11 protein-coding genes are annotated in these 14275 nt (G+C 67.3%); 9 read left to right on the top strand and 2 right to left on the bottom strand.

Annotated elements, in window-relative coordinates; all coding sequences use genetic code 11:
• The 9 genes from DM194_RS22745 (at position 1) to DM194_RS22705 (ending at position 11183) form a co-directional block, all read left to right on the top strand.
• Positions 1–2907, top strand: a complete 2907-nt coding sequence (locus DM194_RS22745; protein ID WP_111069856.1) for a formate dehydrogenase subunit alpha — start codon at positions 1–3, stop codon at positions 2905–2907.
• 29 nt (positions 2908–2936) lie between these two features.
• Complete coding sequence (gene fdh3B / locus DM194_RS22740; RefSeq protein ID WP_111069855.1) at positions 2937–3572, top strand: formate dehydrogenase FDH3 subunit beta; 636 nt, start codon at positions 2937–2939, stop codon at positions 3570–3572.
• Positions 3573–3616: 44 nt separating this feature from the next.
• Positions 3617–4621: a formate dehydrogenase subunit gamma gene (locus tag DM194_RS22735; RefSeq protein WP_111069854.1), complete on the top strand. Its 1005-nt coding sequence runs from the start codon at positions 3617–3619 to the stop codon at positions 4619–4621.
• A gap of 185 nt (positions 4622–4806) precedes the next feature.
• Complete coding sequence (adh, locus tag DM194_RS22730) at positions 4807–6327, top strand: aldehyde dehydrogenase (RefSeq protein WP_111069853.1); 1521 nt, start codon at positions 4807–4809, stop codon at positions 6325–6327.
• A 91-nt stretch (positions 6328–6418) separates the two neighbouring features.
• On the top strand, positions 6419–6814 hold the full coding sequence (locus DM194_RS22725; protein ID WP_111069852.1) for a DUF779 domain-containing protein: 396 nt from the start codon (positions 6419–6421) through the stop codon (positions 6812–6814).
• 135 nt (positions 6815–6949) lie between these two features.
• Positions 6950–8143, top strand: coding sequence for a nitric oxide-sensing protein NosP (gene nosP / locus DM194_RS22720; protein WP_111069851.1), 1194 nt, complete (start codon positions 6950–6952; stop codon positions 8141–8143).
• Between the two features lie 3 nt (positions 8144–8146).
• A complete protein-coding gene (locus DM194_RS22715; RefSeq protein WP_111069850.1) occupies positions 8147–9985 on the top strand; it encodes a hybrid sensor histidine kinase/response regulator in 1839 nt (612 codons plus the stop codon).
• Positions 9986–10051: 66 nt separating this feature from the next.
• Positions 10052–10771: an endonuclease III domain-containing protein gene (locus DM194_RS22710; RefSeq protein WP_111070274.1), complete on the top strand. Its 720-nt coding sequence runs from the start codon at positions 10052–10054 to the stop codon at positions 10769–10771.
• A gap of 226 nt (positions 10772–10997) precedes the next feature.
• The gene (locus tag DM194_RS22705; RefSeq protein ID WP_111069849.1) at positions 10998–11183 is read left to right on the top strand and encodes a hypothetical protein; all 186 of its coding nucleotides are present in this window, start codon (positions 10998–11000) and stop codon (positions 11181–11183) included.
• A gap of 61 nt (positions 11184–11244) precedes the next feature.
• On the opposite strand, the gene scpC is transcribed toward DM194_RS22705, so the two are convergent.
• Both scpC and DM194_RS22690 read right to left on the bottom strand, forming a co-directional pair.
• Entirely contained in the window at positions 11245–12753 is a 1509-nt protein-coding gene (gene scpC, locus DM194_RS22700) for a succinyl-CoA:acetate CoA-transferase ScpC (protein WP_111069848.1), read from the bottom strand.
• Between the two features lie 721 nt (positions 12754–13474).
• Positions 13475–14110, bottom strand: a complete 636-nt coding sequence (locus DM194_RS22690) for a LysE family transporter (RefSeq protein ID WP_111069847.1) — start codon at positions 14108–14110, stop codon at positions 13475–13477.
• Positions 14111–14275 lie beyond the last annotated feature (165 nt).

The following is a 14275-nucleotide window of genomic DNA, read 5'->3' as shown; positions in this document are numbered from 1 at the left end:
ATGCTGGTCAAACGGTCCTCAGCGAAAGCGTCGCGCGCCAAGCGGTCCGGTCTGTTCGGGGCGCTGTCCGACAGCCTGGAGTCGGGCGTCAGCCGCCGCGGCTTCCTGCGCCGCTCCGGCCTAGCCGCGGGCGGCATCGCCGCCGTCGGCGCGCTGCCGGGCGGCATGATCCGCAAGGCGGAGGCGGGTCCGATCCTGCCGAACATCGAGGTGGTGACGCGCAAGAACGTCTGCACCCACTGCTCGGTCGGCTGCACCGTGATCGCGGAGGTGCAGAACGGCGTCTGGGTGGGGCAGGAACCGGGCTGGGAAAGCCCGATCAACCAGGGCACCCATTGCGCCAAGGGCGCCTCGGTGCGCGAACTGACCAAGGGCACCCGCCGCGTCAAATACCCGCTCAAGCTGGTCGACGGCGTGTGGCATCGCATCAACTGGGACCAGGCGATCGAGGAGATCGGCAACCAGCTTCTGGAAATCCGGCAGGCCTCGGGGCCGGACGCGGTTTTCTGGCTCGGCTCGGCCAAGTTCTCCAACGAGGGCGCCTATCTGTACCGTAAGCTGGCCGCCTTCTGGGGGACCAACAACGTCGACCATCAGGCGCGCATCTGCCATTCCACCACGGTCGCCGGCGTGGCGAACACGTGGGGCTACGGCGCCATGACCAACAGCTACAACGACATCCAGAACTCCAAGGCGCTGCTGATCGTCGGCGGCAACCCGGCGGAGGCGCACCCGGTGTCGATGCAGCACATGCTGCGCGGCAAGGAGCACAACCGCGCGCCCTTCATCGTCATCGACCCGCGCTTCACCCGCACCGCCGCGCATGCCACCGAATATGTCCGCATCCGTCCCGGCACCGACATTCCCATCGCCTGGGGCCTGCTGTGGCACATCTTCGAGAATGGCTGGGAGGACAAGGAGTATATCCGCCAGCGCGTCTACGGCATGGACGAGATCCGCGCCGAGGTGAAGAAGTGGACCCCCGAGGAGGTGGAGCGCGTCACCGGCGTTCCCGGCTCGCAGCTTCGCCGGGTGGCGGAGGTGCTGGCGAAGAGCAAGCCCAGCACCGTCATCTGGTGCATGGGCGTCACCCAGCACACGGTGGGCACCGCCAACGTGCGCGCGCTGTCGATCCTGCAGCTTGCGCTGGGCAACATCGGCATGGCCGGCGGCGGCGCCAACATCTACCGCGGCCACTGCAACGTGCAGGGCGCCACCGACTTCGGCCTCGATGTCAGCACGCTGCCGGCCTATTACGGGCTGGCCGAAGGGGCATGGAAGCATTTCGCCCGCGCCTGGGACGTCGAATACGACTATCTGAAGGGTCGCTTCGGCTCCAAGGATCTGATGGAGACCAAGGGCATCCCGACCACCCGCTGGTTCGACGCGGTGCTGGCCAAGCCGGGCGAGATCGACCAGCCGAGCCCCTTGCGCGCCATGATGTGCTTCGGCCATGGCGGCAACACCGTCACCCGCATGCCGGAGATGGTGAAGGGGCTGGAGAAGCTGAGCCTGCTGGTCATCGCCGACCCGCACCCGACCACCTTCGCCGCCATCAAGGAGCGGCGCAACGGCACCTACATCCTGCCGGCCTGCACCCAGTTCGAGACCGACGGGTCGCGCACCTGCTCCAACCGCTCGATGCAGTGGGGCGAGAAGGTGGTGGAGCCGATCTTCGAATCGAAGGACGACTACACCATCATCTATCTGCTGGCGCGCAAGCTGGGCTTCGCCGACGAGATGTTCAAGCACATCACGGTGGAGGAAACCCGCCCGGTGCCGGAGGACATCCTGCGCGAGATGAACCGCAGCTGCCTGTCCATCGGCGCCACCGGCCAGTCGCCGGAACGGCTGAAGATGCACATGAAGCATCAGGCCGATTTCGACAAGATCACCATGCGGGCAGCCTCCGGCCCCTGCGCCGGCGACTATTACGGCCTGCCCTGGCCCAGCTGGGGCCATCCCGAGATCAGGCATCCGGGGTCGGCGGTGCTCTACGACACCTCCAAGCATGTGATGGACGGCGGCGGCGTCTTCCGCGCCCGCTTCGGGGTGGAGCGCAACGGCGTCTCGCTGCTGGCCGACGGCTCCTATTCCAAGGGGTCGGAGATCGAGGACGGCTATCCCGAATTCACCATGGCCGTGCTGAAGAAGCTGGGCTGGGACAAGGATCTGACCCCGGAGGAGATGCGCGTCATCCAGGCCATCGGCGGCGGCGACGTGGACAGCGTCAGCTGGCAGACCGACCTGTCGATGGGCATCATCCGGGTGGCGCTTAAGCATGGCTGCGTGCCGCACGGCAACGCCAAGGCGCGCGCCGTCGCCTGGAACCTGCCCGACCCGGTGCCGATCCACCGCGAGCCGATCTATTCCCCGCGGCCGGAACTGGTGAAGGCCTTTCCGGCCATCGAGGACCGGCGCGATTTCCGCCTGGTCCAGCTCGCCCGCTCGCTCCAGTTCAAGGTGGCCGACAGCGACCTGCGCCAGCGCTTCCCCATGGTTCTGACCTCCGGCCGTCTGGTCGAATACGAGGGCGGCGGCGAGGAGACGCGATCCAACCCGTGGCTTGCCGAACTGCAGCAGTCGATGTTCGCGGAGATCAACACCAAGGACGCCGAACGGCTGGGCATCAGGGACGGATCCTGGGTCTGGGTCTATGGGCCGGAGGACGGCAGCAAGGCCAAGGTGAGGGCGCTGGTGACCGACCGCGTCGGCGGCGGCACGGTGTTCATGCCCTTCCACTTCTCCGGCTTCTGGCAGGGCGACAGCTTGCGCGACAACTACCCGCCCAACACCGATCCCATCGTGCTGGGCGAGCCGGTCAACGGGGTGACGACCTACGGCTACGATCCCGTCACCTTCATGCAGGAAACCAAGGTCACCCTCTGCCGGGTCGAGCCGGCATGAGCGGAACGCGACAGGGAAGCAGGTAGAACATGGCCCGGATGAAATTCCTGTGCGACGCCGAACGCTGCATCGAGTGCAACGCCTGCGTCACCGCCTGCAAGAACGAGCATGAGGTTCCCTGGGGCATCAACCGCCGCCGGCTGGTCACGCTGAACGACGGCAAGCCGGGCGAGCGGTCGATCTCCATGGCCTGTATGCATTGCGACGACCCGCCCTGCGCCGCGGTGTGCCCGGTCGACTGCTTCCTGCAGACCGCCGACGGGGTGGTGCTGCACAGCAAGGACCTGTGCATCGGCTGCGGTTATTGCTTCTACGCCTGCCCGTTCGGCGCGCCGCAATTCCCGCGCACCACCGATTTCGGCAGCCGCGGCAAGATGGACAAATGCACCTTCTGCGCCGGCGGTCCCGAAGCCGACAACAGCGTCGAGGAATACCAGAAATACGGCGCCAACCGGCTGGCGGAAGGCAAGCTGCCGCTCTGTGCCGAGATGTGCTCCACCCGCGCGCTGATGGGCGGCGACGGTGCGGTGCTGGCCGACATCTACCAGGAACGCTCGCTGCGCCGCGGCTACGGCTCGGGCGCGCCGGGCTGGTCCACCGCCTACAGGCGCAACGACCGCGGCTCCTCCTTCGCGCCCGGCGGGACGGGCACCGGAGGGGCGTGACCGGCGCCCTCCCAAAAGAGAGACCATACCGGGAGACCCAACCCATGCGACCCCTGCACGCCCTGCTGCTGCTGATCGCCCTGCTGGCCGTTCAGAGTCTGGCCGCTCCGACTTTCGCACAAGCGCAGCTCTATCAGGCGCCCGGCCCCGATTCGCCCACCACCAAGGAGCAGGTGCCGCTCTACGTCCCGCAGGACGACAAGCTGATCGGCCGCGTCAGCATCCCGGACCAGAAGCTGGCGGTGCTGGTCCAGCCGCAAGGGCGGGAATGGCGGGAGTGGCGCAGCCACACGCTGCGGCTGGCCATCGGCGGGCTGGCCATCGGCATAACGGCGGTGCTGACGATCTTCTTCCTCTACCGCGGCACCATCCGCATCCATGGCGGCAAGTCGGGACGGCTGGTCCTGCGCTTCAACGGGCTGGACCGGTTCGCCCATTGGACGACGGCGGTCAGCTTCCTGGCGATGGCGCTCACCGGGGTGATCCTCACCTTCGGCCGGACGCTGCTGATCCCGCTGATCGGCCATCAGGCCTTCACCCCGCTGGCGGAATACTCCAAGTCGATCCACAACTTCGTCAGCGTGCCCTTCGTCGTCGGGCTGCTGATGATCATGGCGCTCTGGCTGCGCGACAACATCCCCGAGAAGTCCGACTGGCAATGGATAAAGACCGGCGGCGGCCTGTTCTCCAAGGCCGGCGGCCACCATCCGGAAGCCGGGCGCTTCAACGCCGGGCAGAAGGGGGTGTTCTGGGGCATCGTGCTGGGCGGGATCGGTTTGGCGGTCACCGGCTATCTGCTGATGGTGCCCTTCGCCTTCACCGGCATCGGCGGCATGCAGATCATGCACGTCGTCCACGGGCTGCTGGCGGCCCTTCTGATCGCGGTGGTGATCGGCCACATCTACATCGGCACCATCGGCATGGAAGGCGCCTTCGACGCCATGGGCAGCGGCGAGGTCGACGAGGCCTGGGCCATCGAGCATCACCGCCGCTGGTACGAGGAGCAGCTGCGCAAGGGCTATGTCGAGGGGCGGCAGCCGGCGGAGTGAGCGGCCGGCCGGAAAGTGGCAGCCCGAAGGGGGGCTGGATCGGGTGGTGAACGAACAATCCCGCCACCCGATCGTCTCCTTCCATAGTACAATTTACCCTCCGCCTCCAAGAGTGGCTGAATGGCGCCGACAAACGCGCCGGACCGGGAACCTGACCGGCTCGCCACACTGAGAGGAACGGCCCAATGCTCCACCAGGCTCTCGACACGCTCCAGAAGCAGATCGCGCTCCGCCCCCGCTACGACAACTTTATCGGCGGCCAGTGGGTGGCGCCGGTGGACGGCCAATACTTCACCAATCTGACCCCGATCACCGGAAAGGCTCTGTGCGAGGTCGCCCGGTCCCAGGCCGCCGACATCGAACTGGCGCTGGACGCCGCGCACAAGGCCAAGGACGCCTGGGGCCGCACCTCGCCGACCGAGCGCTCGAACATCCTGCTGAAGATCGCCGACCGCATGGAAGAGCGGCTGGAGGTCATCGCGCTGGCCGAGACGCTGGACAACGGCAAGCCGATCCGCGAGACCCGCGCCGCCGACGTTCCGCTGGCCATCGACCATTTCCGCTACTACGCCGGCTGCATCCGCGCCCAGGAAGGCTCGATCGCCGAGATCGACCACACCACCTACGCCTACCATTTCCATGAGCCGCTGGGCGTCGTCGGCCAGATCATCCCCTGGAACTTCCCGCTGCTGATGGCCGCCTGGAAGCTGGCCCCGGCGCTGGCCGCCGGCAACTGCATCGTGCTGAAGCCGGCCGAGCAGACCCCGATGGCGATCATGGTCCTGATGGAGATGATCGGCGACCTGCTGCCGCCCGGCGTCGTCAACGTCGTCAACGGCTTCGGCATCGAGGCCGGCAAGCCGCTCGCCACCAGCAAGCGCATCGCCAAGATCGCCTTCACCGGCGAGACCTCGACCGGCCGCCTGATCCTGCAATACGCGTCGGAGAACATCATCCCGTCGACCGTCGAGCTGGGCGGCAAGTCGCCGAACATCTTCTTCGAAGACGTGATGGCCGCCGACGACGAGTTCCTGGACAAGGCGCTGGAAGGCTTCGCGATGTTCGCGCTGAACCAGGGCGAGGTCTGCACCTGCCCGAGCCGCGTCCTCATCCAGAAGTCGATCTACGACCGCTTCATCAAGCTGGCGGTGGAGCGCGTCGCCAAGATCACCCAGGGCCATCCGCTGGACGGCGCCACCATGATCGGCGCCCAGGCCTCGCAGGAGCAGCTGGAGAAGATCCTCTCCTACATCGAGATCGGCAAGGCCGAGGGCGCCAAGGTGCTGATCGGCGGCGAGCGCGCCCATCTGGGCGGCGAGCTGGAGGGCGGCTATTACGTGCAGCCGACCATCCTGGAAGGCCACAACAAGATGCGCATCTTCCAGGAGGAGATCTTCGGCCCGGTCGTCGCCGTGACCACCTTCGAGACCGAGGAAGAGGCGCTGGCCATCGCCAACGACAGCGAGTTCGGCCTGGGCGCCGGCGTGTGGAGCCGCGACGGCAACCGCGCCTTCCGCATGGGCCGCGGCATCCAGGCCGGCCGCGTGTGGACCAACTGCTACCACCTGTATCCGGCGCATGCCGCCTTCGGCGGCTACAAGAAGTCCGGCATCGGCCGCGAGACGCACAAGATGATGCTCGACCACTACCAGCAGACCAAGAACCTGCTGGTCAGCTACAGCCCGAAAGCGCTCGGCTTCTTCTGAGCCCTGCTCCTCCCTATCGGGCAAACCTGGGCCGGGGGCGCGTCCCCCGGCCTTTTTCTTTCCGCGCGTGGTTTCATGATAAAGGACCACCATGCCAGCCGTCTCCGCGCCGACCGACCGCGTCATCGCCACCCCCGAGGCCATCGCCCTGCTGGACCGCCTGGCGGCCAAGCACGGACCGCTGATGCTGCACCTGTCGGGCGGCTGCTGCGACGGGTCGGCGCCGCTCTGCCTGCCGCTCGGGGAGTTCCGGCTGGGCGAGCGTGACCTTCGCCTCGGCACCGTCGCCGGGGCGCCCTTCTGCATGGGCGAGGACACCTTCCAATGGTGGCGCAACACCCAGGTCATCCTGGACGTTATCCAGGCGCGCGGCGGCGGCTTCTCGCTGGAGGCGCCGGACGGCGTGCGCTTCACCGCCAAGGCCCGCCTGTTCACGGATGAGGAATTGGCGGGGCTTTCCGATCCGCAACCTGCAAACATGCTCTGACAGACCCTCAGCGGGGAGCCATCCTCAACCATGTCCTCCTTCACCGGCCCGCGGATTGGCCTTGCCCGCCGCCATCCCTGGAGTACCCTTGCCGGATCGCCTCCGCGGACGGAGCGGGAGGCGCGGGGGGAAGCCATGTCCGCAAAGGACAGATCGATAAAGACGCCTGCGGGAACGGCGGCCGGCGACGGCATGCCGCGCGCCGTCAGCCATGCCGAACGCCCCGCCGACGCCGCAAGGGAGCTGCGCGCCGGGCTGGGCGACGCGGCTCTGGAACTGGCGGTCGTCTTCTGCGCGCCGAGCTATGACAGGCAGGCGCTGGCCGACGCGCTGGCGGCGGAGTTCGGCATGGTGCCGGTGATCGGCTGCACCACGGCGGGGGAGATCGGCCCCGGCGGCTACACCACCAACGCGATGGTGGCGGTGGGCTTCCCGAGCGAGGACTTTTCCATCGTCACCGCGCTGGTCGACCATGTCGACCGTTTCGAGATCGCCGACAGCACCGCCATCGCCCGGTCCCTGCTGTCGCGCCGCGACCGGGCGATGGCGTCGCGCCCGGTGCCGCTGGGCGAGGAGGCCCGCAGCTTCGCCATGCTGCTGATCGACGGGCTGTCGATGAGCGAGGAGACGGTGGTCAGCGCGCTGCACAACGCGCTGATCGACATCCCGCTGTTCGGCGCCTCGGCCGGCGACGACCTGCATTTCGAACGCACCTTCGTCCTGCATGAGGGCGCCTTCCACCCCAACGCGGCGGTGGTGGCGCTGTTCACCACGACGCGGCCCTTCACCGTCTTCCGCACCCAGCATTTCGTCAGCTCCGACCGCAAGATGGTGGTCACCGGCGCCGACCCGCAGCACCGCATCGTCCACGAGATCAATGCCGAGCCGGCGGGCCGCGAATACGCCCGGCTGGTCGGGCTGGAGGGGGAGCCGCTGACCCCGATGATCTTCGCCTCCCACCCGGTGGTGGTGCGGGTCGGCGGCCAGTACCATGTCCGCTCCATCCAGAAGGTGAACGACGACGAGAGCCTGACCTTCTTCTGCGCCATCGACGAGGGCATCGTCCTGACCGTGGCGGAGGGGGTCGATCCGGTCGCCAACTTCGACGGGCTGATCGAGGGCATCGAGGCGGAGGTCGGCGCCCCCGACCTGATCCTCGGCTGCGACTGCATCCTGCGCCGGCTGGAGATGGAGCAGCGGCAATTGAACGCCGTCATGTCGGAACGGCTGGCGCGCCATCGGGTTGTCGGATTCTGCGCCTACGGTGAACAGGTGAACGGCATGCACGTCAACCAGACCTTCACGGGCGTCGCCATCGGAGGGCGCTAAGCCATGGCCGGCATCCCCACCCGCAGCCTGACCGCCCGGACGAGCGATCCCGCCGACCGCATCGCCGAGCTGGAGCGCGAGAACGCCAAGCTCCAGCGCATCAACAAGGTGCTGATGGACCGCGTCGAGCGGTCGATGGACTTCCAGGGCGGCGCCTTCTCGCTGTTCCAGACCGCCATCGTGCTGGAGCAGAAGATCCGGGAGCGCACGCTGGAGCTGGAGCGCGCCCTGCACAAGCTGGAGGACAGCAACCGCGCCATCGCCCGCGCCAAGGAGCTGGCGGACACCATGCGCACCCGCCTGTTCGAGGCGATCGAGTCGGTGAACGAGGGGTTCGCCCTGTTCGACTCCGCCGACCGGCTGGTGCTGTGCAACCGCAAATACCTGTCCTACTGGCCCTCGGTGGCGGGGCGCATCCAGGCCGGCATCCGCTTCAACGATCTGGTCGCCATGGTCGCCGCCGCCGGCGCGGTCAGCGAGCCGCCGCCCGACGTCTGGCTGCGCGAGCGGATGGAGCACCGCCACGACCTGAAGGGCGTCTTCCTGAACCGGCTGTCGGACGGACGCTGGATCCAGGTGAACGAGCGGCGCACCCGCGACGGCGGCATCGTCGGCGTCTACACAGACATCACCGTCATCAAGCACGAGGAGGAGCGGCGGCGCGCCTCCGAACAGGCGGAGAAATCCGCCCTGATGATGCTGAACGACCAGCTTCAGCAGGCGAAATCCCAGGCCGATCAGGCCAATCTGTCGAAGACCCGCTTCATCGCCGCCGCCAGCCACGACCTGTTGCAGCCGCTGAACGCCGCCCGCCTGTTCGTCTCGGCGCTGGCCGACCTGGAGCAGCCGGCCGGCAACATCGAACTGGTGGAGAACATCGACGTGGCCTTGGCGTCGGTGGAGGATCTGCTGTCGGCGCTGCTGGACATCTCCAAGCTCGACGCCGGGGCGGTGACGCCGGAGGTCACCGACTTCCCGCTGCGCGGCATCCTGGCGCCGCTCGCCACCGAATATGCCGCCGTGGCGGCGGAACGCGGCATCGATCTGAAGGTGGTTGGAACGGGGGCGGTGGTGCGCAGCGACATGCGGCTGCTGCGCCGGATCGTGCAGAACTTCCTGTCGAATGCGCTGCGCTACGTCCAGGGCGGCCGGGTGGTGGTCGGCTGCCGCCGGACCGGCGACGGCATCCGCATCGAGGTGTGGGACAACGGCCCCGGCATCCCGCGCGACAGGATCGCCGAGATCTTCCAGGAGTTCCGCCGCCTCGACACCCCCGTCACCAAGGGGCGCGACCGCGGCATGGGGCTGGGGCTCGCCATCGTCGACCGCGTCGCCCGCATGCTGGACCACCCCGTCACCGTGCGGTCGGAGCCGGGCCGCGGTTCGGTCTTCGCCGTCACCGTGCCGCGCGGCACCGAGCGCCGCGCCGTGCGCCCGGCCAGCGTCGCCGCCCGGCCGATGACCAACCGGCTGGCCGGAACCTCGGTGCTGGTGCTGGACAACGAGCCGGCGGTGGTGGCGGGGATGGAGGCGCTGCTGCGCGGCTGGGCCTGCGACGTGGTGTCGGCCACCAACGGCGACGAGGCGCTGGCCCTGCTGTCCGGCATGCCGCAGCCGCCCGACCTGCTGATCGCCGATTATCACCTCGACGACGGGGCGCTGGGCGTCAACGAGGTGGCGCGGCTGCGCGCCGCCTGCGGCCGCATCCTGCCGGCGGTGATCGTCACCGCCAACCGCACGCCGGAACTGGCCGACGAGGCCAAGGCGGCGGGCTGTCTGGTGCTGAACAAGCCGGTGAAGCCGGCGCAGCTGCGCGCGGTGATGTCCGGGCTGGTGGGGTAGCGGGACAGGGAAGCGGGCCGATGATTTACCGGTAACGCCTTACGGCTTCGTCTGTTGTCGGTTGTCATGACCGACCCCGCTGCGCTGCGCGACAAGGCGCTCGAAATCCACCGGCTGCTGTGCACCGTCTACGGCTGCCCGGTCGCCTATTTCCACAGCCTCGACCCGCTGAGCGAACTGGTGTCGTCGCTGCTGTCGCACCGCACCCGCAACGCCGCCTCCGGCGCCGCCTTCAAGGCTTTGCGCCGCCGCTGGCCCGATTGGGAGTCGGTGCGCGACGCGCCCGCCGCCGAGGTCGAGGCGGCCATCGCCGGCGTCACCTGGCCGGAGCAGAAGGCGCCGCGCATCCAGGCCATCCTGCGCCGCATCACCGAGCGGGTCGGCAGCCTGTCGCTCGACCTGCTGTCCGGCATGCCGGTGCCGGACGCCCGCGCATGGCTGGAGGAGTTGCCGGGGGTGGGGCCGAAGACCAGCGCGGCGGTGCTGAGCTTTTCCACCCTGCGGCAGGCGGCGCTGCCGGTTGACAGCCACCACCACCGCGTCGCCGTACACACCGGCCTGATCCCCGCCGGCCTCGCCGTCGGCCCCTCCCACGCCGTGCTGTCGGCGCAGTTGCCCGAGGATTGGGATGCCCAGCAGGTCTACGACAACCACGAGGTCATGATGCTGCATGGCCAGCGCTGCTGCTACCATCAGGCGCCGGCCTGCGACCGCTGCGTGCTGTTGCGCCTGTGCCCCACCGGTCAGGTCCTGCGCCCACCGGAGGAGGAGCGGGAAAGGGCGTGAGGGGGAGGCGAGGCCTATCGGAAGTCATCCCCGCCTTCGTGGGAGTGACGCATGAGAGAGTTGAAGCTTCAACGCAGGCTGTCGGCAATGCCCTCACTTCGTTCGTGTTGTGCCTTGCAAACCGCAGCCATTCCCAGAACGCAGGGCCATTGACCGTCAACAGGGCCATAATAGAACTCAAGAGTGACGAAGACGTCGCTCCGACGTTCATAAGACGAGGCCTGAGGTGATTCACAAAATTCTGGACGCGATCGATACCATCATCGCGGAAAAACGGGAGAACGGCCAGCTTGAGGAATGGCTCAAGAGCGGTGCCGCCCGGCGCTTCTGCGAGAAGATTTCGTCCGAGCGTAAGCACTATTATCCGGCGTTGCTTCTCTACATGGAGAGCAATGGCGGGCAGAGCGTGTAACAGCATACGGGTAACGGGGACGGGCCGCGGAATTCCGCGGCCCGCCCGTTTTCGAGGGGTCCTATTCGGCGGGCGTCGTCGTCGGCAACATGCTGCCGGTCTGCTGGAAGCGGAGGTGCCAGGCGAAGGCCTCCTCCAGAAGATGCGGGGTGTGGCCGCCGCGCTGAAGCGCCCGGCGGTGATAGTCGGCCGCCAACTCGCGGTAGCTGGGATGGACGCAGTTGCGGATGATGGTTTCCGCCCGTTCGCGCGGCGCCAGTCCGCGCAGATCGGCCAGACCGACCTCCGTCACCAGGATGTCCACGTCATGTTCGTTGTGGTCGACATGGCTGACCATCGGCACGACGCTGGAGATGGCGCCGCCCTTGGCCAGAGACTTGGTGACGAAGATGGAGAGGTAGCTGTTGCGGGCGAAGTCGCCGGAACCGCCGATGCCGTTCATCATCTGCGTGCCGTTGACATGGGTGGAGTTGACGTTGCCGTAGATGTCGAACTCCAGCGCCGTGTTGATGCCGATGATGCCCAGGCGGCGGATCACCTCCGGATGGTTGGAAATCTCCTGCGGGCGCAGCAGCAGCCGGCCCTTGTAGGAGCCGATCTTCGGCAGAACCTCGGCGTATTTCGCGGCGCTGAGCGTGATCGAGGAGCCCGACGCGAAATTCAGCTTGCCGGCGTCGAACAGTTCGAAGGTGCTGTCCTGCAGAACCTCGCTGTACATGGTCAGGTCGTGGAACGGCCCGTCGATCAGCCCGTGCAGCACCGAGTTGGCGATGGTTCCGATGCCGGCCTGGAGCGGCGCCAGCGAGTGGCTGAGCCGGCCCTGCTTGATCTCCCAGCCGAGAAAATCGATCAGGTGGCCGGCGATGGCGTTGGTTTCGGCGTCCGGCGGCAGGATGTTGGCGGAGCTGTCCTGCTTGCGCGTCACCACGATGGCCGCGATCTTCGAGGGGTCGATCGGGATGTACGGCAGGCCGGCGCGGCTTTCCGTCGTCATCACCGGGATCGGCTCTCGGAAGGGGCGACGGGTCGGGATATAGACGTCGTGCATCCCCTCCAGCTCCAGCGGCTGGGTCAGGTTCAGCTCGACGATGACCTTCTCGGCCAGGATGGCGAAGGTCGCCGAATTGCCGATCGAGGTGGTCGGCACGATGCCGCCGGTCTCGGTGATGGCGCAGGCCTCGATCACCGCGACGTCGACCGGTCCCATCTGGCGCGAGCGCAGCAACTCCACCGTTTCCGACAGATGCTGATCGACGAACATCACCTCGCCGCGGTTGATCGCCTTGCGCAGCACCGGGTCGGCCTGGAAGGGCAGGCGGCGCGCCAGAACGTCGGCCTCCGTCAGGATGCGGTCGATGTCGTTGCCCAGCGAGGCGCCGGTCATCAGGGTGATCTTCAGCTTTTCGGACTCGGCGCGTTCGGCCAAGGCCAGCGGCACCGCTTTTGCGTCGCCGGACCGGGTGAAGCCGCTCATGCCCACGGTCATGCCGTCCTTGATCAGCAAGGCGGCCTCTTCCGGCGGCACAACCTTGCCCCACAGCGACTTCAGGCGAATGCGATCTCGGTACATCGGGCGTTCCTTTTATGAGTGCTTTTTGGCGAATGGGAGACGATATGTTCCCATGCGGTCGCATTTTTCTTATTTGAAAATACTCATAAGGAGGGGTTGTCCAGCGCCGCAATTGTCCGTCCGGAATATCTGTCCATCCTGATGAGAATGGCTGGGCGAATATCGGCAGTTCTGTGCGGAAATAGGCTGAAAACTTGTGAATGACAGGGATCGAGGAATGAAACTCTATTTCATTTTTGCCGAGTCCAAGCTGTTTCTTGGTTCCCGTTCTCTTCACGCCGTCAGTGGCCACGCCTCGCCATGGGTCAGGGCGGGCATCACCATCGTCTCGGCTGCATCGACCGAGAGAGCGGCGAGATCAGAAAGCCCTGCGGGCCGCTGCAGCCGGATTCGGCCAGCCAATGCCGCCGTTCGGCGGTCTCCAACCCCTCCGCCACGGTGGACAGCAGCAGCTTCCAGGCCAGGGCGATGACTCGAGCGGGGCGATTCTATGAGGTTTCTGTAACCGGGATCCGGCGCTTATTGCTGACAATGCATATTGCTGCATGGGGCCATTCCCGCGACGCATGGCTACCATTCAGCATTGGTAATACCAGTTCGTGTGCGGCGCAGCATATCTTGGCTTCGCCCATTCTCGGGGCGTTTCCTCCCTAAACTGCAGGGCCGCGCATTTGCGCGGCCCTTTTTCTTTGCGGAAAACGGAGGGGAGCGGGGAGGGGCGTCAGACCCTGCGGGCGAGCGCCAGCAGTCCGCCGGCGCCGATCATCAGGCCGCCGGTCAGCCGGTTGAGGGACCTCGCCGCCGACACCGTCGTCAGCTTCGCCGCCAGACGGTCGCCGCCGGTGGCATAGGCCATGATCCAGCCGAACTCGATCACCACCATGGTGGCGACCAGCGCGATCAGTTGCGGCGCCAGCGGCGCGCCCGCGTCGATGAATTGCGGGAACAGGGCGCCCATGAAGACCAGGGCCTTGGGGTTGCTGAAGGCGACCAGGGCGCCGCGCAGGAACAGCCGCGTCGCCGACCCCTCGCCGGTCGCCGAGGCCGCGGCGTCGCGGCTGCCGGCCGGTTCCACCGGCGCCCGCCACGCGGCGATGCCGAGCCAGGTCAGATAGGCCACGCCGGCCCAGCGCACGATCTCGAAGGCGAGCACCGAGGTGGAGAGCAGGGCGCCCAGCCCGAAGGCCGACAGTGCCGCCATCACTGCCAGCGCCGCGCACATGCCGGCCCCGCCCCAGGCGGCGCGCCGTGCGCCGAAACGCAGGCCCAGGCTCATCGCCAGCAGCATGTTCGGCCCCGGCGTCATCGAGATCACGAAGGCGGTGGCAAAGAAGAAGGCGAGCGTCTGCCACGTCATGGTCTGGTGCCTCGACAACGGGGGGTAAGCAACAATCGGCTGCACCACAGCAGCATGCGCGCGGTTCCGCCGCAAGCGGTGGCGGCGAAACTCAGCCATGCCTGCCGGTGCGGGTTCAGGACAAGCCCCCCAGGACCCGTCGGGCGCCGGTGGTCTGGCGATGCG

This window comes from Azospirillum ramasamyi (assembly GCF_003233655.1).
GTDB classification, from domain to species: domain Bacteria; phylum Pseudomonadota; class Alphaproteobacteria; order Azospirillales; family Azospirillaceae; genus Azospirillum; species Azospirillum ramasamyi.
Note: the sequence above shows the minus strand (reverse complement) of the source record. Positions and strands in the feature narration are given on the sequence as shown.

What these genes read in the sequence shown, in the direction of transcription:
- DM194_RS22745 (WP_111069856.1), top strand. Translation starts at nt 1, where the DNA reads ATGCTGGTCAAACGGTCCTCAGCGAAAGCGTCGCGCGCCAAGCGGTCC.
- fdh3B (WP_111069855.1), top strand. Translation starts at nt 2,937, where the DNA reads ATGGCCCGGATGAAATTCCTGTGCGACGCCGAACGCTGCATCGAGTGC.
- DM194_RS22735 (WP_111069854.1), top strand. Translation starts at nt 3,617, where the DNA reads ATGCGACCCCTGCACGCCCTGCTGCTGCTGATCGCCCTGCTGGCCGTT.
- adh (WP_111069853.1), top strand. Translation starts at nt 4,807, where the DNA reads ATGCTCCACCAGGCTCTCGACACGCTCCAGAAGCAGATCGCGCTCCGC.
- DM194_RS22725 (WP_111069852.1), top strand. Translation starts at nt 6,419, where the DNA reads ATGCCAGCCGTCTCCGCGCCGACCGACCGCGTCATCGCCACCCCCGAG.
- nosP (WP_111069851.1), top strand. Translation starts at nt 6,950, where the DNA reads ATGTCCGCAAAGGACAGATCGATAAAGACGCCTGCGGGAACGGCGGCC.
- DM194_RS22715 (WP_111069850.1), top strand. Translation starts at nt 8,147, where the DNA reads ATGGCCGGCATCCCCACCCGCAGCCTGACCGCCCGGACGAGCGATCCC.
- DM194_RS22710 (WP_111070274.1), top strand. Translation starts at nt 10,052, where the DNA reads ATGACCGACCCCGCTGCGCTGCGCGACAAGGCGCTCGAAATCCACCGG.
- scpC (WP_111069848.1), bottom strand. Translation starts at nt 12,753, where the DNA reads ATGTACCGAGATCGCATTCGCCTGAAGTCGCTGTGGGGCAAGGTTGTG.
- DM194_RS22690 (WP_111069847.1), bottom strand. Translation starts at nt 14,110, where the DNA reads ATGACGTGGCAGACGCTCGCCTTCTTCTTTGCCACCGCCTTCGTGATC.